23 protein-coding genes and 1 pseudogene are annotated in these 19,043 nt (G+C 42.6%); 20 read left to right on the top strand and 4 right to left on the bottom strand.

Going from position 1 to position 19,043, the window contains the following annotated elements:
- The first annotated feature begins 16 nt into the window (after positions 1-16).
- Positions 17-961 carry a tRNA modification radical SAM protein MnmL/YtqA gene (mnmL, locus tag BUQ87_RS07450; RefSeq protein WP_038264100.1) on the top strand — a complete coding sequence of 315 codons (945 nt, stop codon included), beginning with the start codon at positions 17-19 and terminating at the stop codon, positions 959-961.
- Positions 962-990: 29 nt separating this feature from the next.
- Here mnmL and BUQ87_RS07445 read toward each other — a convergent pair whose 3' ends face one another.
- A complete protein-coding gene (locus BUQ87_RS07445; RefSeq protein WP_038264097.1) occupies positions 991-1,233 on the bottom strand; it encodes a hypothetical protein in 243 nt (80 codons plus the stop codon).
- A 30-nt stretch (positions 1,234-1,263) separates the two neighbouring features.
- Positions 1,264-1,623, bottom strand: a complete 360-nt coding sequence (locus BUQ87_RS07440; protein ID WP_038264094.1) for a hypothetical protein — start codon at positions 1,621-1,623, stop codon at positions 1,264-1,266.
- 275 nt (positions 1,624-1,898) lie between these two features.
- Between BUQ87_RS07440 and BUQ87_RS07435 the strand changes: the two genes are divergently transcribed.
- The 9 genes from BUQ87_RS07435 (at position 1,899) to BUQ87_RS07395 (ending at position 10,391) form a co-directional block, all read left to right on the top strand.
- Complete coding sequence (locus tag BUQ87_RS07435) at positions 1,899-2,795, top strand: MBL fold metallo-hydrolase (RefSeq protein WP_242943808.1); 897 nt, start codon at positions 1,899-1,901, stop codon at positions 2,793-2,795.
- 89 nt (positions 2,796-2,884) lie between these two features.
- Complete coding sequence (locus BUQ87_RS07430; protein ID WP_038264090.1) at positions 2,885-3,685, top strand: GTP pyrophosphokinase; 801 nt, start codon at positions 2,885-2,887, stop codon at positions 3,683-3,685.
- Positions 3,686-3,736: 51 nt separating this feature from the next.
- The gene (locus BUQ87_RS07425) at positions 3,737-4,468 is read left to right on the top strand and encodes a tRNA lysidine(34) synthetase (protein WP_038264087.1); all 732 of its coding nucleotides are present in this window, start codon (positions 3,737-3,739) and stop codon (positions 4,466-4,468) included.
- Between the two features lies 1 nt (position 4,469).
- Complete coding sequence (locus tag BUQ87_RS07420; protein WP_038264084.1) at positions 4,470-5,159, top strand: metallophosphoesterase; 690 nt, start codon at positions 4,470-4,472, stop codon at positions 5,157-5,159.
- Positions 5,160-5,206: 47 nt separating this feature from the next.
- Positions 5,207-6,364, top strand: a complete 1,158-nt coding sequence (locus BUQ87_RS07415) for a class I SAM-dependent methyltransferase (RefSeq protein WP_038264081.1) — start codon at positions 5,207-5,209, stop codon at positions 6,362-6,364.
- 109 nt (positions 6,365-6,473) lie between these two features.
- Positions 6,474-7,040, top strand: coding sequence for a 5' nucleotidase, NT5C type (locus BUQ87_RS07410; protein WP_038264079.1), 567 nt, complete (start codon positions 6,474-6,476; stop codon positions 7,038-7,040).
- Positions 7,041-7,057: 17 nt separating this feature from the next.
- On the top strand, positions 7,058-7,540 hold the full coding sequence (locus BUQ87_RS07405) for a hypothetical protein (protein WP_038264076.1): 483 nt from the start codon (positions 7,058-7,060) through the stop codon (positions 7,538-7,540).
- A gap of 262 nt (positions 7,541-7,802) precedes the next feature.
- Positions 7,803-9,464 (top strand): hypothetical protein, encoded by a 1,662-nt coding sequence (locus BUQ87_RS07400; protein ID WP_038264075.1) that lies wholly within the window; start codon positions 7,803-7,805, stop codon positions 9,462-9,464.
- An 87-nt stretch (positions 9,465-9,551) separates the two neighbouring features.
- Complete coding sequence (locus tag BUQ87_RS07395; protein ID WP_083603799.1) at positions 9,552-10,391, top strand: prolipoprotein diacylglyceryl transferase; 840 nt, start codon at positions 9,552-9,554, stop codon at positions 10,389-10,391.
- Between the two features lie 43 nt (positions 10,392-10,434).
- On the opposite strand, the gene fba is transcribed toward BUQ87_RS07395, so the two are convergent.
- Complete coding sequence (gene fba, locus BUQ87_RS07390) at positions 10,435-11,364, bottom strand: class II fructose-1,6-bisphosphate aldolase (protein ID WP_038264070.1); 930 nt, start codon at positions 11,362-11,364, stop codon at positions 10,435-10,437.
- A gap of 288 nt (positions 11,365-11,652) precedes the next feature.
- Between fba and BUQ87_RS07385 the strand changes: the two genes are divergently transcribed.
- The 6 genes from BUQ87_RS07385 (at position 11,653) to BUQ87_RS15165 (ending at position 15,957) form a co-directional block, all read left to right on the top strand.
- Positions 11,653-11,982: a DUF1904 domain-containing protein gene (locus BUQ87_RS07385; RefSeq protein WP_038264067.1), complete on the top strand. Its 330-nt coding sequence runs from the start codon at positions 11,653-11,655 to the stop codon at positions 11,980-11,982.
- Positions 11,982-12,704 (top strand): pseudouridine synthase, encoded by a 723-nt coding sequence (locus tag BUQ87_RS07380; RefSeq protein ID WP_038264064.1) that lies wholly within the window; start codon positions 11,982-11,984, stop codon positions 12,702-12,704. The genes BUQ87_RS07385 and BUQ87_RS07380 overlap by 1 nt, the downstream gene beginning before the upstream one ends.
- Positions 12,705-12,713: 9 nt before the next feature.
- Positions 12,714-13,472 carry a phosphatase gene (locus BUQ87_RS07375; RefSeq protein ID WP_038264062.1) on the top strand — a complete coding sequence of 253 codons (759 nt, stop codon included), beginning with the start codon at positions 12,714-12,716 and terminating at the stop codon, positions 13,470-13,472.
- A gap of 76 nt (positions 13,473-13,548) precedes the next feature.
- Positions 13,549-14,913 carry a 23S rRNA (uracil(1939)-C(5))-methyltransferase RlmD gene (gene rlmD, locus BUQ87_RS07370; protein ID WP_038264059.1) on the top strand — a complete coding sequence of 455 codons (1,365 nt, stop codon included), beginning with the start codon at positions 13,549-13,551 and terminating at the stop codon, positions 14,911-14,913.
- Positions 14,914-15,193: 280 nt separating this feature from the next.
- Positions 15,194-15,604 carry a molybdenum cofactor biosynthesis protein MoaE gene (locus BUQ87_RS07365; RefSeq protein ID WP_038264056.1) on the top strand — a complete coding sequence of 137 codons (411 nt, stop codon included), beginning with the start codon at positions 15,194-15,196 and terminating at the stop codon, positions 15,602-15,604.
- Positions 15,605-15,819: 215 nt separating this feature from the next.
- Positions 15,820-15,957: a hypothetical protein gene (locus BUQ87_RS15165; RefSeq protein ID WP_159434286.1), complete on the top strand. Its 138-nt coding sequence runs from the start codon at positions 15,820-15,822 to the stop codon at positions 15,955-15,957.
- A 45-nt stretch (positions 15,958-16,002) separates the two neighbouring features.
- Here BUQ87_RS15165 and BUQ87_RS07360 read toward each other — a convergent pair.
- Positions 16,003-16,167: pseudogene (locus BUQ87_RS07360) on the bottom strand (redoxin domain-containing protein); the annotation flags it as partial.
- 156 nt (positions 16,168-16,323) lie between these two features.
- Here BUQ87_RS07360 and BUQ87_RS07355 point away from each other — a divergent pair.
- The 4 genes from BUQ87_RS07355 to BUQ87_RS07340 are packed head-to-tail and all read left to right on the top strand — an operon-like array spanning position 16,324 to position 18,781.
- Positions 16,324-16,779, top strand: coding sequence for a MarR family winged helix-turn-helix transcriptional regulator (locus BUQ87_RS07355; RefSeq protein ID WP_052636069.1), 456 nt, complete (start codon positions 16,324-16,326; stop codon positions 16,777-16,779).
- 12 nt (positions 16,780-16,791) lie between these two features.
- Complete coding sequence (locus tag BUQ87_RS07350) at positions 16,792-17,586, top strand: efflux RND transporter periplasmic adaptor subunit (protein WP_038264052.1); 795 nt, start codon at positions 16,792-16,794, stop codon at positions 17,584-17,586.
- Complete coding sequence (locus BUQ87_RS07345) at positions 17,550-17,747, top strand: HlyD family efflux transporter periplasmic adaptor subunit (RefSeq protein WP_038264050.1); 198 nt, start codon at positions 17,550-17,552, stop codon at positions 17,745-17,747. The genes BUQ87_RS07350 and BUQ87_RS07345 overlap by 37 nt, the downstream gene beginning before the upstream one ends.
- Before the next feature lie 53 nt (positions 17,748-17,800).
- Positions 17,801-18,781 (top strand): DHA2 family efflux MFS transporter permease subunit, encoded by a 981-nt coding sequence (locus BUQ87_RS07340; protein ID WP_052636068.1) that lies wholly within the window; start codon positions 17,801-17,803, stop codon positions 18,779-18,781.
- Positions 18,782-19,043: the final 262 nt, after the last annotated feature.

Raw genomic sequence — 19,043 nt, 5'->3', positions numbered from 1 at the left:
TTTATGAGGTGATTTTTTGACTAAAAGATACAGGGTCTATTCAGACTTTTTAAAGGAAAAATACGGAGAAAAGGTGTACAGGATTCCAATAAGCCTTCCGCTTACATGCCCTAACAGGGACGGGGAGATAGGAAGCGGAGGCTGCACATTTTGCGCGGATGTAGGAGCGGGCTTTGAGTCGTTTGAGGGCTGCGTGCCCATAAAAGACCAGATAGGCAGCAACAAGGAGTATATAGGAAGACGCTTCAACGCCAAAAAGTTCATAGCGTATTTTCAAAACTACACAAACACATACACATCGCCGGAGAGTCTGAGGGAGTATTTGAGCGAGGCTTTAGGCGACGACATAGTGGAAATAGCAATATCGACAAGGCCGGACGCCATAAGCGATGAATACCTTCAGATAATAGACGAGGTCAGGAAAAAGGGAGTTCAAATATCTATAGAGCTGGGCCTTCAGACTGTGAACTACCACACTCTAAAAAGGGTGAACAGGGGCCATAGCCTTGCGGAGTTCATAGATGCGGTTCTCAGGATTAAAAGGTACGGATTTGAAGTGTGCGCCCACATGATACTAAACCTCCCTGGAGATGACATGGATGATGTCTTAGAGGGAGCAAAGATACTTTCAGCTCTTGGAGTGGACGGGGTAAAGCTTCACTCGCTATATATAGCCACGGGAAGCATAATGGCGGATGAATACGAAAAGGGCGATGTGGACATAGTTGGTCTTGAAGAGTACGTAAAACGTGTATGTGAATTCTTGAGGCACGCATCAAAGGACATGGTAGTGCAAAGGATAATAGGCAGGGCGCCTGAGGAAAACACCCTGTTTTGCAACTGGAACACATCATGGTGGAAGATAAAAGACATGATAGAGAGCTACCTTGAAGAAAACGACATACACCAGGGTGACAAGTGCGACTATTTGAACGGCAAGGCCCTTGGAAAATGGAAATAAAAAAGCAGCGCGAAATTCGCGCTGCTTTTTTATTTCAGATAATCTTCGCCGAGATACCTCTTTATAAGTTCTCTGTCGCTGTCGGGCGTTATAAGCACTTCTCTGCCGGTCTCCTCGAAGTGGACAAGTATCTCACAGTCTCCCTCAAGAAAAAATTTTTTTATTGTAAAATCCTTTACCTGTCTTACCTTGTTTGAGTGCTTTTTCTTTTTTTCAAATTCCTTTATGAAATAGTGGCCCCCAAAGTTGACCATTTTTACATATCTGTTCAATTTAAATCCTCCAATAGAAATTATTTTTACTTACTTTTTAGAGCCAGCCTTCTTTATAAGGAACATTACCAGAAGAGCAAGGAAATAAACAAGAACCATAATGAATATGGCGTTTACTATTATGCTTGAGAGAGGGCTTCCCCAAAACTCCCTTGAAAGCATTTTTGAAATGTCTTTGAGAAAGCCAATGTCGAACTTTTCGCCAAAATAATTGGCGGCATATACAAAAGGAATAAAAAGTATGGCAAACCATATGAGAGGCATCATGGGCGATATTATCGCAAGAAGAGCCTTTTCGGTTTGTCCCTCTTTTTTAAGCTTTTCCGTTTTTTTTCTTTTTTCAAGCCTTTCCTTTCTGCGGGCTTCCTTGTCTGCAGAGCCTTTTTTCATGTGGATCTCCCCTTTAAACAGTATTTATTAGTGCATATACAATATATCCATTTTAAGCAGGTGAAAATCTCTAATAATTTGCCTGTATATCATTATACCAAAAATTATGCCTTTTATAAACGATTCGCATACTCTAAAGGTGAAGCGGCAAATAAGATTCTGTTAAATGTGTAAATTTTTGAGCAGCAGAGTGAAATCACAAGGGATTTTCGATATAATATATCTTGGAAGACATGCTTGCAAAATACATAGTATAAGGGGTGGGATCTTTGAATATGGAAAAAATAGCGGGACACAGCTATTACATACGGGGCGGGACCAACACGGGAGTCTATCTTTTCAAGGACAAGTACGCCCTCATAGTGGATCCTGGGCTTACAAACTCAAAAGGGCACAGGATAATAAAGCATTTTGAGGAAAATGGAATAAGGGCAAGGGCAATAGTGCTAACACACGAGCATTACGACCACTACGGCGCAAGCTGTGTAATAACAGACCATTTTACGGGTGCGCTTACATATTCGTCAAATCAGGCGAAGATTTTCATAGAAAACCCCCATATATTTTCAAGCTATGTATACGGAGGAAGGACCAACAATGTGCTTGAAAAGAGCTTCAGCCAAAAGGGGGCAGGGATGCTTGTGGACGATACCCTCAGCGAGGGGCAGCTTAAAATAGGGGAAAAGAAATTTGAAATACACTCCCTTCCAGGTCACAGCCCGGGCCATATAGGCATAAGCACTGAGGACAAGGTGCTTTATCTGGGGGATTCGCTTTTCAACGAGAGCATACTGAGAAAATACAAGCTGCCATTCCTGTTTGACATAGGAGCACAGCTGGAGTCGCTTGAAAAGATGAAAACTATTGACTTCGAGCACTGCGTGCTGGCGCATGAAAAGGCGCTACTGCAAAGAGAAGAGGCGCTAAAGCTCATCGACATAAATAAAAGTGAAATACTCTCATACCTTGGCCAGGCAGTCGAGTTTTTAAATTCCCCCATGACGAGGGAAGACCTTGTAAAGGACATCATAGAATACAACGACATGGAAATTGAATATAAGCAGTACTATTTCACAAGCGCCACAGTGGGCTCGATGATATCATACCTTCTTGACAGGGATGTTATAGGATATGAAATTGAAGGCGGAGGAATGTACTACTACAAAAAGTAAAATTTGCGCATAAAGTTCACAAAAATTTATCAAAAGACACATTTTAGTGATAAAATATATTTGTATGCGTTTTATGAGGAGGGGGAGCAATGGAGCTTAGAGAATGGAAAACTATACTTACACCGTATGAGTTTGCTGTTGAAGAGCTTAAGGTTAAGTTCAAAAATATAAGAAAAGAGCTTAAGGCAAACGGGGAGTATTCTCCTATAGAATTTGTAACCGGAAGGGTAAAAAAGATATCTTCCATAATATCAAAGGCGGAAAAGCTGGGTGTAAGCCTTGATGAAGTTGAAGAGAAGATAGAGGACATAGCCGGCATAAGGATAATGTGCCAGTTTGTAGAAGACATATACACTGTTGTAAGCCTTATAAAGAGCAGGGAGGACATGAAAATAGTCTATGAAAAGGACTACATAAAAAACTACAAGGCAAGTGGATACAGAAGCTACCATGTAATACTGGAATATCCTTTTCAAACTGCAAAGGGGCTCAAGACTGTAATTGCCGAAGTACAGATAAGAACTCTTGCCATGAACTTTTGGGCTACAATAGAGCATTCCCTAAAGTACAAATATGACCAGGGCGTTCCAAAGGACCTTGCATCGAGGCTTTCAAGGGCAGGCGATGCGGCTTTCCTTCTGGACCAGGAGATGAGCGAGATAAGGGACATAATTGTAAGGGCACAGGTAATGTTTGAGATGAAGTCCATAGCGATAAAGGACATACTAGACGGCATACAGGAACTCAACAGCCTGGGATACTCACATGAGGCGGTTACATTCCAGGAAAAGTTCGATAAAATAAGTGACTTTGAGGACATAGACAAGATGTTCCTTTTCAAAAGGGAGCTTGACGAATTGCTGAACAAGTATAGAAAAAACAGCTGTTAAAACAAAATGCTCCTGTAAAAAGGAGCATTTCCTATTGTTTTGGAGGTATTTATGAAAAAGTATTTAAACAGGCTGATTCTCAACGACATGAGAAGGGCCATAGAGGATTTTAGGCTTATAGAAGACGGAGACAGAGTGGCTGTCGGCCTTTCAGGGGGGAAGGATTCGATAACGCTGCTTTACGCCCTCAGGCTTCTTAGAGACTATTCAAACATGAAATTCACCCTTTTGGGGATTCACATAGATAATGGAATGGCAAACGGATTTGACGAAATAGAGAAGTTCTGCGGTGAGCAAAACATAGACATTCACATAGAAAAGACAAACATAAGGGAGCAGCTTGACTTTGAAAGTTCAAAGAGCGCATGCTACATGTGCGCAAGGCTTAGAAAAGGGGCTCTCAAAAGAGTTTGCAAAGACAAGGGATACAACAAGATAGCCCTTGGGCACCATATGGACGATGCGGTAGAGACGTTTTTTATGAATATGGTGTATACTGGAAAGCTGGGATCTTTCGCGCCTATAATAACAGAAGGAACCACTAGCCTCATAAGACCCATGGTATATGTCAAAGAAGAAAGCATAATAAAGATATCAGAAATAGAAAAGCTTCCGGTAGCCGGCTCGAGCTGCCCACTAAACGGAGAGACTAAAAGGGACGAGGTATCGGATCTTATAATGGACATTCAGAAAAAATACCCGGACATAAAGGAAAAGGTTATATCAAGCCTTTCAAATGTTAGAAAAGAAGGGATTTGGGAAAACTTGAAAGGTGAGTGGTAAAATGGCGCTTTACGCTATAGGGGATTTACATTTTGGAAAGGCCGTGGACAAGCCAATGGACATATTCGGTCCTGACTGGGAAAACCATAGGGAAAGGACTATTGAAAACTGGAAAAATACAGTATCCGAAGAAGACACTGTCATAGTCGCAGGTGATATTTCCTGGGCAATAGACATGGACGAGGCCATGCCTGATCTTGAAGACATAAGCGCATTGCCGGGAAGAAAGATACTTGTAAGGGGGAACCATGACTACTGGTGGAGCGCAATAGGAAGGCTCAACAAGTTGTTTGAAAACATGGATTTCATACAAAACAACCACTTCGAATACGACGGCTGGGCGGTATGCGGAAGCAGGGGCTGGCTTTGCCCAAACGACTACTATTTTGGGGAAAAGGACGAGCGGATATACAAAAGGGAGATACACAGGCTCAGACTTTCCATAGAAAGCGCTCTTAAAAAGGGACATGAGGACATAATAGTCGCAACACACTACCCTCCCACGAACGACAAGCTGGAAGGTTCTGATTTTACAAGGCTGTATGAAAAATACGGCGTAAAAAAGGTGGTGTACGGCCATCTCCACGGCAAAGAGGCTTTCAAGGGGGCGCTGAGGGGAGAGCGAAACGGGGTTGAGTATATATTTGCATCGTGCGACTACACAGGATTTATGCCTGTAAAAATAAAATGATTAAATGCATATCAAAATGGATTTATATAAAAGGAGAATAATTTTAAATGAAAAAACAAAACCTTACAAAGCTTGAATTCCTTGTAACAGGACTAAAGCAGAGAAACATTGAAAACGAGAATTTCTTCATGGGAATGAACATAAATTTCAAGTCGGGAAGAAAGGACTTTCCAGCCCAGGTTGTATACAAGAAGGAAGAATACCAGCTCAGATACAAGGGAAGAAAGGACAGCCTGGATTTTGACGGCATATGCAGCCTCATAGTAAAGGAAGCTGCGGAGTACGACTCTCTTACAATAGAATATGTAGAGAGGGGAACAATAATAATGATAGATGCCGACAACAAGGGCGTGAACATAAAATATGCCGACAACATAGACCAGAAGGAGCCGGCATTTGAAAAATACAACACATCCCAGCTTAAAAACAGGGAGTACCTCATAAAGGTGGGCCCGGCATCAAAGCTTTTAAAGGAAATAGGCATACTGACCGCTGATGGCAAGCTTAAAAACGACAAGATAAGAAAGTACAACCAGATAGACCATTTCGTGGAGCTTGTGGACGGAATAATAAAGGACATGATGCATAAGGACAGCATTACAGTTGTAGACTGCGCATGCGGAAAATCATACCTGAGCTTCGTTTTGAACTACTATATAAAGGACGTACTGAAGAAAAACTGCCACTTCATAGGGATAGACAATGCACAAGGCGTTATAGACTCTTCAAGGAAAATGGCCAAAAGCCTTGGATACAACAACATGGAATTTGTAAACGAGGACCTTGCGTCATACGAGCCAGAGGTTCACGCAGACATTGTTATGAGCCTTCATGCCTGCGACATAGCAACTGACATGGCGATAGCCCTTGGGATAAGGGCAAAGGCCGATGCCATAGTAGCGGTTCCCTGCTGCCACAAGGAGCTTTTGGACCAGTACTCGTTCGAGGAAATGGCGCCGGTTCTAAAGCACGGTGTTTTCAAGGCGAGATTTGCTGACCTTCTGACTGACGGCCTCAGGTCGGCGCTGCTTGAAGGATACGGGTACGACGTTTCAGCCATAGAGTATATATCTCCCCTTGACACGCCTAAAAACCTCATGATAAGGGCCATAAAAAAAGAAGATGGCGAGCAGAACCTTGAAAGCTACAACAGCCTCAAGAGGATGTTCAAAGTGGACCCTATTATCGACAAGCTTGTGTATTAACGGCGGGACTTTATAACCATCATTGTTGGTTTTTAAAAAATGCAATTTAAAATATTGTTGATTTTTGACATTAAGTATACAATAATAATATAGGGAGAGGGGAAAGGTCATGAAAAAACTCAACATATGCGTGGACATAGATGGAACTGTAACCGACCCTTACTGTTATCTCGGTCATTTCAACACTTACTTCGAAAAAGAGGTTATGCCGGAGGATTTTATGCACTACAGGCTTGATTTAGTGTATAATGTATCGAGGGACGAGATGGTTGAGTTTTATAAGACCAACGGGAGGCAGATGCATCTTGACGCCACGGTTCAAAAGGATGCGCACGACATACTTTGGGAGTTTTATAAAAAGCACAACGTATATTTCGTAACTGCGAGATACAAGGAAATGGAGGATACCACAATCGAGTGGATGGAGAGCAACTCCCTTCCGCCTGTGAAGGTATACTCACTTGGAAGTCACTACAAGGTGGATGCAGCAAAAGAACTGGAATGCGACGTGTTTCTCGAGGACAATCCCCAAAACGCCATGCAGCTTGCAGGCGAAGGGATAAATGTGCTGCTTGTGGACACCAATTACAATAGAGGTGTCGATATGGAGAATATAATAAGGGTGCACAGCTGGGAAGAGATAAAAAGCGTGGTCAATACACTAGCAAACAGTTGAATTTTAGGAGGATATAGATGATAGAAGTCACTTTTGTCAACAAAAAGGGTCAAAAAGTGCTTAACAGCGTAGAGGTTGAACACGACCTTAAAATAAATGCCGATTTTGAATATGTAAACGACATATCGAGCTCAATAACCCAAAAGAACATAATGGTCTTTGACTGCAAGCTTGACCACAGGGTTTTCAATTTTGAAGACATTGAAGAGGAGTTTTACGAAGAGCTTGGGATTGACGAGGAATACCTTCAGGTTTTCTTTGAGGACATAACAAATTATGTCAAAGACATAAGCGAAGATGTGGAGCAGGAGCTAAGGGATGAATACAAGTTTGACGGCATAAAGGTGCATGCACAGGTCTATGACCTTGATGAAAACTTTACTGACGTTAAATTCGTTTTTATAATATCGTTCAAGGACATACCAAGAAAGCAGCTTGTCGACCTTACAAGGGTAGTTGCAAAGAGGCAGCTTGAAGGCTCGTCAAAGTATTTCAATTAAAACTAAGAAGTATGCAATATAGTGCATAAAAAGGAATCTTTTACTTGTGAAAAGGTTCTTTTTTTATTTTTTGAAATAAAAAATCCAGAGTGGGTATAAAAAAAATGAGGAATGTTAAAAAAAAATTTAAAAACGGGTTATATTTCGAAGGGCTGGAAAAGTAATTGGGAGGCAGACGCGTGCCGGCTTAAGCATACGAATCCAGTATGCCAATGTGCTTAAAAGCGACAATCCGCATATTGAATCGAAGGGAGTGGTAATAATGTCTAGAAAAACAAGAGAGTTATTCATATTTACACTGATTGCCATTATGGTTTTTACAGCATGCGCAGCATCCCCATGGGAATACGAGATGCTAATAGAAGAGCCCATAACGGTAAAGTCGGACCAGGAAAAGGTCAAAATGGGAGACCTTGAAAAAGACAAGACTGAAGTGGTGCTTGATGCTGGAGCTTTCGATAAAGCAACAGAAGTCACTCTAAAGACGCCTGAAGGCGTGCCGGACTATGCCAGCGAGGTGATGACACCACTGGGAAGTCCCATAGAAATAGTTGCGGACAGCGGCACTCAAAGACTCAACAAGCCTGCTGTAATAACAATGAAGCTTGAAGACGATGAAATACAAGGGCTTAAAAAAGGTGACGCATATGCAATATACCACGATGGAGGAAACTGGCAGCCCATAAAGCCTCATGTGGATTTGGATAAAAAGACTTTGACATTTAAAACATATCATGTAAGCATATTTGGAAAGGCAAAGGTTACTTTGGACGGAATGATAATGATGTATGCATCAGACAAGGCGATTGAATCATGGCTGCAGGAGCAGTATGGCGAAACAGAGGATCCAGCCCAGATAGCAAAGTGGGTTTCACTCTGGAAAAATGAAGAGGTCAAGGGCGCGTATAACGCCTATAAAAACGGAGCAAGCGGCGAATGGGGATATAATGTTAAAAAAGGGGATTTTGAAGAGGTTTGGAAGCAGATGAAAGGCGCTGCAAGGCAGCTTGAGCTTCAGGAGATAAAAGCCCAGGAAAAAGCCGAATTTGGCATAGGCTTTGGAGATTTTACGGGAACTCTTGCAGACGAACAAAAAGAGGACATAAGGGCACTTGTAAAACCGGACCTGCAGAGCCAATTCGAACAGAGGCTTAATTCGGAAGAGTCTATACAAAAGAATGAAGATCAAATCAAAATGGTGCTTGGAATGTACAAGGATGCAGGCTTTATTGAAAAAGGCCAGCTTGGTTGGGGCGAATCCCATGAACTTGAGCAAAGGCTTGACCAGCTAGTAGCCTTTTCGCAAAAAGTCCTAAGGGATACTGGACGAGAAGAATTCGTTGACGGAAGCATGCACAGCAAAGAAAAAGTCTCACTTGAAGAGCTGAAGATTATTTCACTAGATTGGTTTGCAGATGAACAGGCTCAGGAAAGATGGAAAAAATACACCGCAAAAGTGGAAGAAATATACGGACTAAAGATTATGCCGCAGATGAGTGATATTGTCGGGGATTGGAACACATGCACTCTTTATATAACTGAATTTATTCTTCCGGAGTTTACACCGGAAGAGCTTGAAGCGCAAGGGTGCGATCTTGAAGGTGTGGATATAGAGCAGGTAATAGAAGAGGCGCTTGCAGAAATTAAAAGAACTCCAACCATGGGAACAATGACAATAACTCTTGATGAAAACGGCCAGGGGACAATGAATGTAATTACAGAAGGGGATGAACTCCCAATGAACGCAGTCTATAAGGATGGAACAATAAGGGCTGAGCATAGTAGTGAGGAAGACGGGGACGTGCTGTTTATGGGTGATTTCTCAAAGAGAGGCGATAAAATAGCTGCAGAGGGAACATGGCAAATAACGGTTCCGGAAGAAAAAGAAATGGTAATAAAGGGAACCTGGTTTGCAGTAAAATAGCAGAGAGCATATTAATTTCATAGGACAGATAGCTTGGAAGTGTTAAAGCCTGCACGGATATCTTTTCCGTGCAGGCTTTTTGGAGGGATGCATATGAGGCCTATGCTGTTTGAGCGGCAGATATGGAATAGTCACATTACAATAAGGGCATATTCGTTTTTTTTCGCATTGGGGGTTTTGGCGGCGGCATTAATCTTCATTATCATTGCAAATAGGAGAAATTTGCCTGCTGCAAAAGTTTTTAAATTCTTTATTGCAGTTGCTATGCTTTTTATAGTGGGCGCAAGGATTATGAACGTACTCACAAACTGGAAATTTTACGCATACGACATGTCGAAAGCATTCCAGATGAAGGCGGCGGGATTTTCGCTCATGGGGGGAATAATTGCAGCCTCAATAGGCGGGTTATTGATGTCCAGAAAAATGAATCTGCCGCCTTGGGAAATGGCCGACATTTCAGTGCTGCCGCTTGGAATGGGAATAGCACTTATGAGGATGGGCTGCTTTTTAAACGGGTGCTGCTTTGGGAAACAGACCGAAATGGCCTGGGGGGTGAGCTTTCCGCGGGAAAGCCCAGCATTTCGCTACTACTGCAAGCCGCAGGAGATAAAGGAGCTGAAAGACCTGTTTGTAATGATGGGTTCTCCAACCGTCCATCCCACACAGATTTACGAAATGGCAGCCGCTGTAATATGCACTGCACTGGCGATTTCAATATTCAGGAAGTCATTTGGAAAAGGGCATGCATTTTTGGTTTTCATAATCACATTTTCTGCGGCCAGGCTTTTGAATGGGGAACTCAGGGCAATGCCTTCAACGTTTGGAGTGGGGGATTTGTTTTACAGGGGGCTATACATTATAATAATTGTAGTTTCGACAGAAGTGATCCTTTATAAGAGGAGAGAGCATAAAAAATGGAGCAGATGAGAATTTCCCGTCTGCTCCATTTTTATGTTTCTATAAGAATGTATTATATGCTGTCTGAAGAACCGAATACGTCTTTTATCTTGTGCTGAACAACTTCCTTTATGGCATCTCTTGCAGGTCCAAGGTATTTTCTTGGGTCGAAAACAGAAGGGTTTTCTATAAGGAACTTTCTAACTGCGGCAGTCATTGCAAGTCTAAGGTCAGTGTCCACGTTTATCTTGCAAACTCCAAGCTTTGCAGCCCTTGCAAGCATTTCCTCTGGGACTCCCTTTGCACCAGGTATGCTTCCGCCGTATTCGTTGCACATTTGAACATACTCCTGCATAACAGAAGATGCTCCGTGAAGAACTAGAGGATATCCTGGAAGAAGGCTGCTTATCTTTTCAAGTCTTTCGAAGTCAAGCTGTGGCTCCCCCTTGAACTTGTATGCTCCGTGGCTTGTGCCTATAGCTATTGCAAGAGAGTCAACCCCAGTTCTTTCAACGAATTCAACCGCCTGGGCAGGGTCTGTGTATGTAGCGTCCTCGGCTTTCACGTTAACGTCGTCTTCAACGCCTGCAAGCTTTCCAAGCTCTGCTTCGACAGTCACGTTTCTTGCGTGTGCGTATTCTACAACCTGCTTAGTTATCCTTATATTCTCCTCGAAAGAAAGGGCAGATCCGTCGAACATTACAGAAGTGAACCCGTCGTCTATGCACTGCTTGCATATCTCGAAGCTTTCGCCATGGTCAAGGTGAAGTGCTATATCAATGTCCTTGTCCTCGATTGCAGCCTCGACAAGCTTTCTAAGGTATATAGGGTTTGCATATTTTCTGGCTCCTGCAGAAACCTGAAGTATAAGTCCGGACTTTTCCTCAGCTGCTGCGTCAACTATTCCCTGTATTATCTCCATGTTGTTTACGTTGAATGCTCCTATGGCGTATTTTCCTTCATATGCCTTCTTGAACATTTCTCTTGTGTTAACTAATGGCATTGTACGACCTCCTTGATATTTTATATGTAATTCCTACTTGTAATTTATACCCATGCAAAGGGGATATATAGAGTGGGCATAAACACGAGTTTAAATTTTATTTACTGTATAAACTCCAAATATAACACAACATTTAACTGTTTCCCTAATATATTATATATCATTGAGTGTATTTTGCATACTATTAAAATGGTTTAATATTTCACTTTGCAAGCCTTCTTGTAAACCAGCCTGAATATAAAGTATAATAGTAGTTGCAAAAGGAGCGGAATGATGGGAGGTAGAGATATGCCGCAGATAATAGTAAGGGGAATAAAGCCGGAGGACATGTGCAAAGTAAGCCAGGACATGATAGACAGGCTTGTGGAAAAGGTGAAGTGCCCGAGAGATTATTTTGAAATAGAGTGCGTAAACTCCGTGAAGGTTACAAACGGAGTCTTAGAGCAGCCATATCCGTTTGTTGAGGTTGCCTGGTTTGACAGGGGCCAGGAGGTTCAGGACGATGTTGCGAGAATAATAACAGATTCAATAAGGGAAGGGCTCGGGGTGCGAGACATGGACCTTGCATTCACTCTTTTTGAAAAAAACAGGTACTATGAAAACGGGGAGCATTTTTAATGGCCAACAAAATGAGACTAGACAAGATGCTTTCGAACATAGGATACGGAAGCAGAAGGGACATAAAGGAAGCCCTCAAAAGGGGACTTGTGAAAGTCAACGGGAGTGTTGAAAAAAGCAATTCAAGGCATGTGGATACCGACTCGGATGTCGTGGAGTTTGACGGCGAAAAGGTAAGCTACAGGGAATTCGTGTATATAATGCTAAACAAGCCTGACGGGTATATAAGCGCCACTGAGGACAACCGGGACAGGACAGTTCTTGAACTGATAGACCCTGTATACCTTGCGTTCAAGCCGTTTCCCGTAGGAAGGCTTGACAAGGATACGGAAGGCCTTTTAGTGCTTACGAATGACGGGGCGCTTGCGCACAGGGTGCTATCGCCTAAAAAGCACGTAAAGAAGAGGTACTACGCCAAGATAGACGGCAGGGTGACAAAAGAGGACATAGAGGCTTTCAAGACAGGAGTACAGCTTGACGACGGATACAACACTCTGCCGGCAGAGCTTGAGATACTCCAAAGCGGAGAATGCTCGGAGATAGAGCTTACAATAGTCGAGGGTAAATTCCACCAGGTAAAGAGGATGTTTGAAGCAGTTGGCAAAAAGGTAACATATCTTAAAAGGCTTTCAATGGGAGAGCTGAGACTCGACAATGCACTTGAGCTTGGAGAGTACAGGGAGCTTACAGACGAGGAGCTTTTAATGCTGGAGGAAAGGTAGGCGTATAATATGAAATTTGTTTTGGACGTTCACTGCCACACAATAGCAAGCGGCCACTCATACAGCACTGTCCACGACATTGCCAGAGAGGCAAAAAACAACGGAATAGATCTTTTTGCGCTGACTGATCACGGGCCTGAGATGCCCGGCGCGCCGCATCTATACCACATAAAAAACCAAAGGGTCATACCGAGGGTAATAGACGGGGTGATAGTGCTAAGGGGTGTAGAGGTAAACATAATGGACTACGAAGGAGAGCTCGACATGAGGGATGCGGACCTTGCAGAGCTTGACATTGTAATAGCGAGCCTTCACCACGTGTGCATAAACCCGGGAACAATGGAGCAAAACACAAACGCCCTCATAAAGGCCATGGAGAACAAGCATGTGGACATAGTGGGACACATAGGAAACCCGCTTTTTCCGATAGACAGCGAAAAAGTTGTAAAGGCGGCAAAGGAGCACAACGTGCTGATAGAGATAAACAACAGCTCGTTCAGCGTTTCAAGAGATGGGAGCAAGGAAAACTGCTCGCACATAGCAAGGCTTGCCAAGGAAAACGGGAACATGGTAGTGCTTGGAAGCGACTGCCACATAGCCTTTGACGTTGGAAACTTCGAAAGTGCGGGAAAGCTGCTTGAAGTCGTTGGAATACCTGAGGAAAACATAATGAACACCAGCGTTCAAAAGCTGATAGACTTTTTGGAGAGCAAGGGCAAGACAGGTCTTGAAGAGATACGGGAAATAATCAAAAAGAGTTTCATATAATTAATTAATAAAATAAGACAAAGTGCAATTGCCGCCGTAATGGCGGCATATTCACGGTTTGGGAGGAAAATTTTAAGTGAGAAAAAAAGAAGTTTTGGAAATCAAGATAGAGGGAATGGAGTTTGGCGGAAAGTCATACTCGTTTGTTGAAGACAAAAAGGTGGAAATGAAGGGCGGAATAACAGGCCAAAGCGTAAAGGCAAGGGTTAAAAAAAGCAGGAAAAACAAGGCCCAGGCTAACATAATCGAAGTGGTTGAAAAGTCGCCTATTGAAACGGCGCAGGTTTGTCCTCACTTTGGAATGTGTGGAGGATGCATGTACCTTTCTGTGCCTTACAAGGAGCAGTTAAAGCTTAAGGAGGATATGGTCTATGAGCTGTTTGAAAAGGCGGGGCTTAAAGGGTTTGAAAAGCTTCCTATAAAGGGAAGTCCGGTAGAATACGGATATAGGAACAAAATGGAATATACATTCGGAGACTGCGAAAAGGACGGCCCTACAATGCTTGGAATGCACAAAAAGGGCAGATCGTTCGACATAGTGACTGTCGACCACTGCAAGATAGTCCATGACGATTTCAACAAGATACTTTCGCTTACGCTTGAATACTTCAAGGGAAAAGGGATTCCTCACTACAACAAGAAAAACCACGAGGGGTACTTGAGGCATTTCGTGGTGAGAAGGGGAGTCCACACAGGGGAGCTCATGGTAAACCTTGTTACGTCTTCGCAGATGGACATTGACCTTGCAAATTACAAGGAAATGCTGCTTTCGCTTGAACTTGAAAGTGAGATTGTAAGCATTCTTCATACTTTAAACGACAACCTAGCGGACGCGGTCAAGTGCGACGAACTGAGGGTTCTTCACGGAAGGGACCACATATTCGAGGAAGTTCTTGGGCTTAGATTCAAGATATCTCCTTTCTCGTTCTTCCAGACGAATACAAAGGGAGCTGAAGAGCTCTACTCTGTCACAAGGGAGTTTGCGGGAGAGTCTGACGGAAAGACTATATTCGACCTTTACAGCGGAACCGGGACGATAGGCCAGATACTTTCCAGGAACGCCAAGAAGATAATAGGAATAGAGCTTATAGAAGAGGCGGTTGACGCCGCAAATGAAAACACAGGGCTTAACGGAATAGAAAACTGCACATTCATAGCGGGAGACGTTTCGCAAAAGGTCTCTGAGATTGAAGAAAAGCCCGACACTATAGTTATAGACCCGCCAAGATCGGGAGTGATGCCAAAGGCGGTTTCAGACATAATATCATTCGGGGCGAAGGAGCTTGTGTACGTTTCATGCAATCCTAAGAGCCTTGTTGAAAACCTTCAGGACTTCCGGGAGGCGGGATACGTGATTGAAAAGGTCATGCCTGTTGACATGTTTCCTCATACTCCTCACTGCGAGACGGTAGTTTCGCTTAAAAGAAAACTTGAAAAATAAATAGAACAATCGGGGGAAGAATCCTGGGTAAAACCATGAATCTTCCCCCTTTTTTCTTTCGAGATTTAAGGGGAATGGGATTAGGGATTAAGAACAGAAATCCATTGAAACCTTGGAAATAGAGAAGCTTAAATAGAAAAAGAGAATAGAAAAAGAGAGAGCTTGAAGAGGGAAGATGATATAATGATTTTAAATATTGTGTTAGGATGGAATTGATCTTCGTGGAATTTTGTTGCAAACAAAAGGCAATTACTTTATTAGATAAGGAGTGTATCGGGTTATGGTAAATGAAAAAATGAAAAAAACATCACCATCTATCGATGAATGGCTCAAAGAAGCAAAAGCGGATCCAATGGCTTTGCAGGAAGGAATGTTTTTAGTCCATAATGGTGTTGTGCGCCAAACGCCAAAAGCCAAGGTCCGTCAAGGACTTGATGACGGTTCTTTGGTAAAAGGGATGGAATTTGCGTATGATGCAGTAAAAGTTGATGCGGCGGTTGCTGAAACCTATAAGAAGGAAGGTATATTCCATGTCAGGGTTTGGCTTAATGAAGGTCAGCTTGAGGTTGGCGATGACATAATGTATGTTCTGATAGGCGGCGACATCAGATCACATGTTATAGATGCACTGCAATCCCTGGTTGAAAAGATTAAAAGCGAATGTGTTATTGAAATCGAACAAAAGATGTAATAAACATTAGCTTGTCTATCGGATATGCAAATTAAGATGAAATATTTTTTGTCAGAAGCAACAGTTACAGATAGGCACGGAAAATTGAAAATTAAAAATAAAACATTGGGATAAATTAACAATAACAAGATATCAATTTAAAGTTTTGTAAGATAAATAGACTAAGGAATGGGAATAAAAACTGAAAAGTAGATAGAACAATCGGGGGAAGAATCATGGGTAAAACCATGAATCTTCCCCCGTTTTATTTATCTATCACCGAAATTGAAATAAAAAAAAACAGATTAAGGATAGATATCATGAAAGACTTGAAAATAGCAAAATTCAGAATGAAGGAACTTGAAAGGAATTGATGCAAAACTTTATTTTCAGGATGCATTTATTTTGTAAACGCATCTTCTACCTTCAGGAGGTGTGAGAACTCCAAATCCCTGGACTATGCCATCGGGGTCTATAAGAAAGCGTCCTCTTGTATCGACGCCTGCCTCGTTGTCATATATTCCATAAAGGGTTCCAAGCCTTACGCCGGCATCTGTAAGCATTGGGAAAGGAACGCCTCCGTTTTTTGACATAAACGGTATGCTTTAAGTTCAATGTTTTATGCATTCCATGCGGCATTCTCGGGTTTTATTTTTGAAGATGTTGACAATCGTATTTTCGGCATATAGAATATATTATGAAATCGAATAATTCGGTTTCGAAATAAAAAGGAGGCCGCTATGAACAGTATAGATGAAAGGGATTTGGATGTAAGGAGCAGGGCAATAAGACAGATTTTCAATATTCGTAAAAACATGATGAAAAAAATGGTAGATGCCATGGGGAAAGACAACTTCTCAAAAACCGAGATAATGATTATTATAATGGTAAAAACACAGCCCTATAAGGCTACGGACTTGGCAAAGGAAATAGGCATTCCGGCCAGCACGCTTACAGGCGTTGTCGACAGGTTGGTAGAAAAGGGATATGTAGAGAGAGTCAGGGACGAAAATGACAGAAGGATTGTGCTTGTAAAGCCGGGCAGGGCAGTTATTGAAAAAGCTAAAGCAGCCCGGGAAATATCGAAGGAGGTATTTGAAAATTCGAAAGAGCTTTCATCTGAAAAGTGGTGGGAGGAGCTAAGCGAAAGACTGGAAGAGCTGGAAAAAGCTTTAGAAGAAAAAAGTCAAGAATAGAGGTAGAAAAGAATGATAGGAAACGGGAGAATTTTGATGTTGGGAATGAGCGCCATATTGCTGTTTACAGGCTGTACCGCAAATGAGTATCCGAAAGCAGAATACAAAAAAGAAGAGGGCAAGCCTGCATACATAATGGCTGGGAGGGTAAGTTCAACAGCGGACTCGGACATATCCACAAAGATTTCAGGAAAAGTGGCGAAAGTCTTTGTAAAGGAAGGTGATACAGTAGAGAAAGGCACGCCGCTTTTAAGGCTTGAGACTGCAGAACTGTATGCCCAGCTGGCTCAGGCGCAGGCAGGAGTCGCTTTGGCGCAGGCAAACTACGAAAAGATGAAAACAGGGGCGAGACCGGAGCAAAAAGTCCAGGCACAGGCGGCGCTGGACAATGCAAAGAAGTCGAAGGAAATAGCAGAGGCAAACTATTATAGAAATAACGAATTGTATAAATCAGGGGCACTCTCAAAGCAACAGCTGGAAGCCGTGGAGGTCCAACTTCAAGCTGCAGTGTCCCAGGAAACATCGGCTAGTGCTCAGGTGGAACTGCTGAGGGGCGAATCCGGTGAAAACTTGAAAATTGCACAGTTGCAAGTGGCACAAGCACAAGCCGTATTGGAAAGCGTAAAGGCGCAGGTGGACAATGGCGTAATTGCCGCACCTTATGAAGGGACAATTGTCGGCAGCTACGTGGAGGCTGGTGAATTGGCAAGCCCGGGAATTAAGCTGTTTACTATACAAGGAGTAGGAAGTCTGAAAATAGAGGGACTCTATTGGGCAAAATTAAAGAGGGAGACGAGGTCATTGTGAAAATCCCTGATATTTCAAATGAAGCCTGCGAAGGTGTTGTTACACTGATAGGCCCGAGTCTGGATGAAAGTGGCAATGGAACGAATGTAGAAATAGCAGTAATTTCAGATAACAAGAGCATAAAACCGGGATTGTTTGCCGAAATAGGACTGAAGAAATAGGAGAGATATAAATCTATGAAGGAAAAGAGAAAACAGATACTTATAGGGCTGCTGTGCATAATAGCGGCTTCGATATAAATGTACCGATAGGAATAGTAGGGGTGGTTTTGGCGTGGATTCTCCTGAAGGACTCGCCTGTGAAAAAGATAAAGAATTTTGACTACCTTGGATTTTTGTCGTCAGCTCTGGGGATAGTGGCGATTTTATATGTTTTAGGAGAAGGATCGACCATAGACTGGTCTGATCCTAAAAACGCAATATTGATGACTACGGGGATACTGTCACTAGTGTTTTTCGTAGTCAATGAGCTTACGCATGAAAACCCTCTTTTAGACCTGCGAGTGCTAAAAATACCTGAGTTTTCATTAAGCCAGGGGATTTCCTGCGTACTTACATTTGCCCTCATGGGGGGGACTTATGTGCTTCCGCTGTTTCTTCAAAACCTGAGGGGGTACACTCCCATGGAAACCGGGCTGATTCTGTTTCCTTCAGCCATTGCAGTGGGATTTATGATGCCGGTGAGCGGAGCGCTGTTTGACAGGATAGGGGCAAAGCCCGTGGTGCTTCCAGGTATGGCATTGCTCGGGATAGCGTCATATCTTCTGGTAGGCAAGATAAACATGGACGCCAGCGCTGACTCCATAACGTGGCTTTTGAGCATAAGGGGAATAGGGCTGGGGTTGGCCATGATGCCTATAAGCACGGCGGGAATGAATGCGGTGCCTGCGATTCTGGTGAGCAGGGCATCGGCCTTGTCGAACACAATAAGGCAGATTTCTGGAGCTCTAAGCATAACCATTATGACAACGCTGATTCAAAACCAGCTGAATTTTGGATACGCCTACAAGGCGGAGCAGATAACGCCTTTTAACAGTATGGTTGGGGACAACCTGAGCACTATACTGGGAATAATACAAAAAGATGCATACATGGAAGCAATGAGACATGCCATAGAGGTTTCTATAATTGCAGTAGTGATATCTTCGCTGATGATATTTTTTATGAGAGATAAAAGGCGAAGCAAGACGTGTTAAATTGTGGATATAAAAAGAAAGGCACAGAGTTTCTTACCAAAATTAAGGTTAAGAAACTCTGTGCCTTTCTTTTTGAACATGCCACAAGATCAGAATGCTAAAAGGGATTGCTAAAATCGGAAACAGCGTTTTGTAAAAATAAATTTCTGAATGCTAAAAATTACTTGCTAAAAATATTTGGCATAGTAAAATCGAGGTATATATAAGATAAAATGCGGACCTATTACTCATTTTCACATTCAAACACTGCATTATAATAAAA

The organism is Peptoclostridium litorale DSM 5388, assembly GCF_900141635.1.
GTDB lineage: Bacteria > Bacillota > Clostridia > Peptostreptococcales > Peptostreptococcaceae > Peptoclostridium > Peptoclostridium litorale.
The sequence above is the reverse complement of the archived record's forward strand: the minus strand, read 5'-3'. Positions and strand labels throughout refer to the sequence as shown.

What these genes read in the sequence shown, in the direction of transcription:
- BUQ87_RS07395 (WP_083603799.1), top strand. Translation starts at nt 9,552, where the DNA reads ATGCATATGAGGCCTATGCTGTTTGAGCGGCAGATATGGAATAGTCAC.
- BUQ87_RS07380 (WP_038264064.1), top strand. Translation starts at nt 11,982, where the DNA reads ATGGCCAACAAAATGAGACTAGACAAGATGCTTTCGAACATAGGATAC.
- BUQ87_RS07355 (WP_052636069.1), top strand. Translation starts at nt 16,324, where the DNA reads ATGAACAGTATAGATGAAAGGGATTTGGATGTAAGGAGCAGGGCAATA.
- BUQ87_RS07405 (WP_038264076.1), top strand. Translation starts at nt 7,058, where the DNA reads ATGATAGAAGTCACTTTTGTCAACAAAAAGGGTCAAAAAGTGCTTAAC.
- BUQ87_RS07435 (WP_242943808.1), top strand. Translation starts at nt 1,899, where the DNA reads ATGGAAAAAATAGCGGGACACAGCTATTACATACGGGGCGGGACCAAC.
- BUQ87_RS07375 (WP_038264062.1), top strand. Translation starts at nt 12,714, where the DNA reads ATGAAATTTGTTTTGGACGTTCACTGCCACACAATAGCAAGCGGCCAC.
- BUQ87_RS07415 (WP_038264081.1), top strand. Translation starts at nt 5,207, where the DNA reads ATGAAAAAACAAAACCTTACAAAGCTTGAATTCCTTGTAACAGGACTA.
- BUQ87_RS07410 (WP_038264079.1), top strand. Translation starts at nt 6,474, where the DNA reads ATGAAAAAACTCAACATATGCGTGGACATAGATGGAACTGTAACCGAC.
- BUQ87_RS07440 (WP_038264094.1), bottom strand. Translation starts at nt 1,623, where the DNA reads ATGAAAAAAGGCTCTGCAGACAAGGAAGCCCGCAGAAAGGAAAGGCTT.
- fba (WP_038264070.1), bottom strand. Translation starts at nt 11,364, where the DNA reads ATGCCATTAGTTAACACAAGAGAAATGTTCAAGAAGGCATATGAAGGA.
- BUQ87_RS07385 (WP_038264067.1), top strand. Translation starts at nt 11,653, where the DNA reads ATGCCGCAGATAATAGTAAGGGGAATAAAGCCGGAGGACATGTGCAAA.
- BUQ87_RS07430 (WP_038264090.1), top strand. Translation starts at nt 2,885, where the DNA reads ATGGAGCTTAGAGAATGGAAAACTATACTTACACCGTATGAGTTTGCT.
- BUQ87_RS07365 (WP_038264056.1), top strand. Translation starts at nt 15,194, where the DNA reads ATGGTAAATGAAAAAATGAAAAAAACATCACCATCTATCGATGAATGG.
- BUQ87_RS07350 (WP_038264052.1), top strand. Translation starts at nt 16,792, where the DNA reads ATGATAGGAAACGGGAGAATTTTGATGTTGGGAATGAGCGCCATATTG.
- BUQ87_RS07420 (WP_038264084.1), top strand. Translation starts at nt 4,470, where the DNA reads ATGGCGCTTTACGCTATAGGGGATTTACATTTTGGAAAGGCCGTGGAC.
- BUQ87_RS07400 (WP_038264075.1), top strand. Translation starts at nt 7,803, where the DNA reads ATGTCTAGAAAAACAAGAGAGTTATTCATATTTACACTGATTGCCATT.
- BUQ87_RS07425 (WP_038264087.1), top strand. Translation starts at nt 3,737, where the DNA reads ATGAAAAAGTATTTAAACAGGCTGATTCTCAACGACATGAGAAGGGCC.
- BUQ87_RS15165 (WP_159434286.1), top strand. Translation starts at nt 15,820, where the DNA reads ATGGGTAAAACCATGAATCTTCCCCCGTTTTATTTATCTATCACCGAA.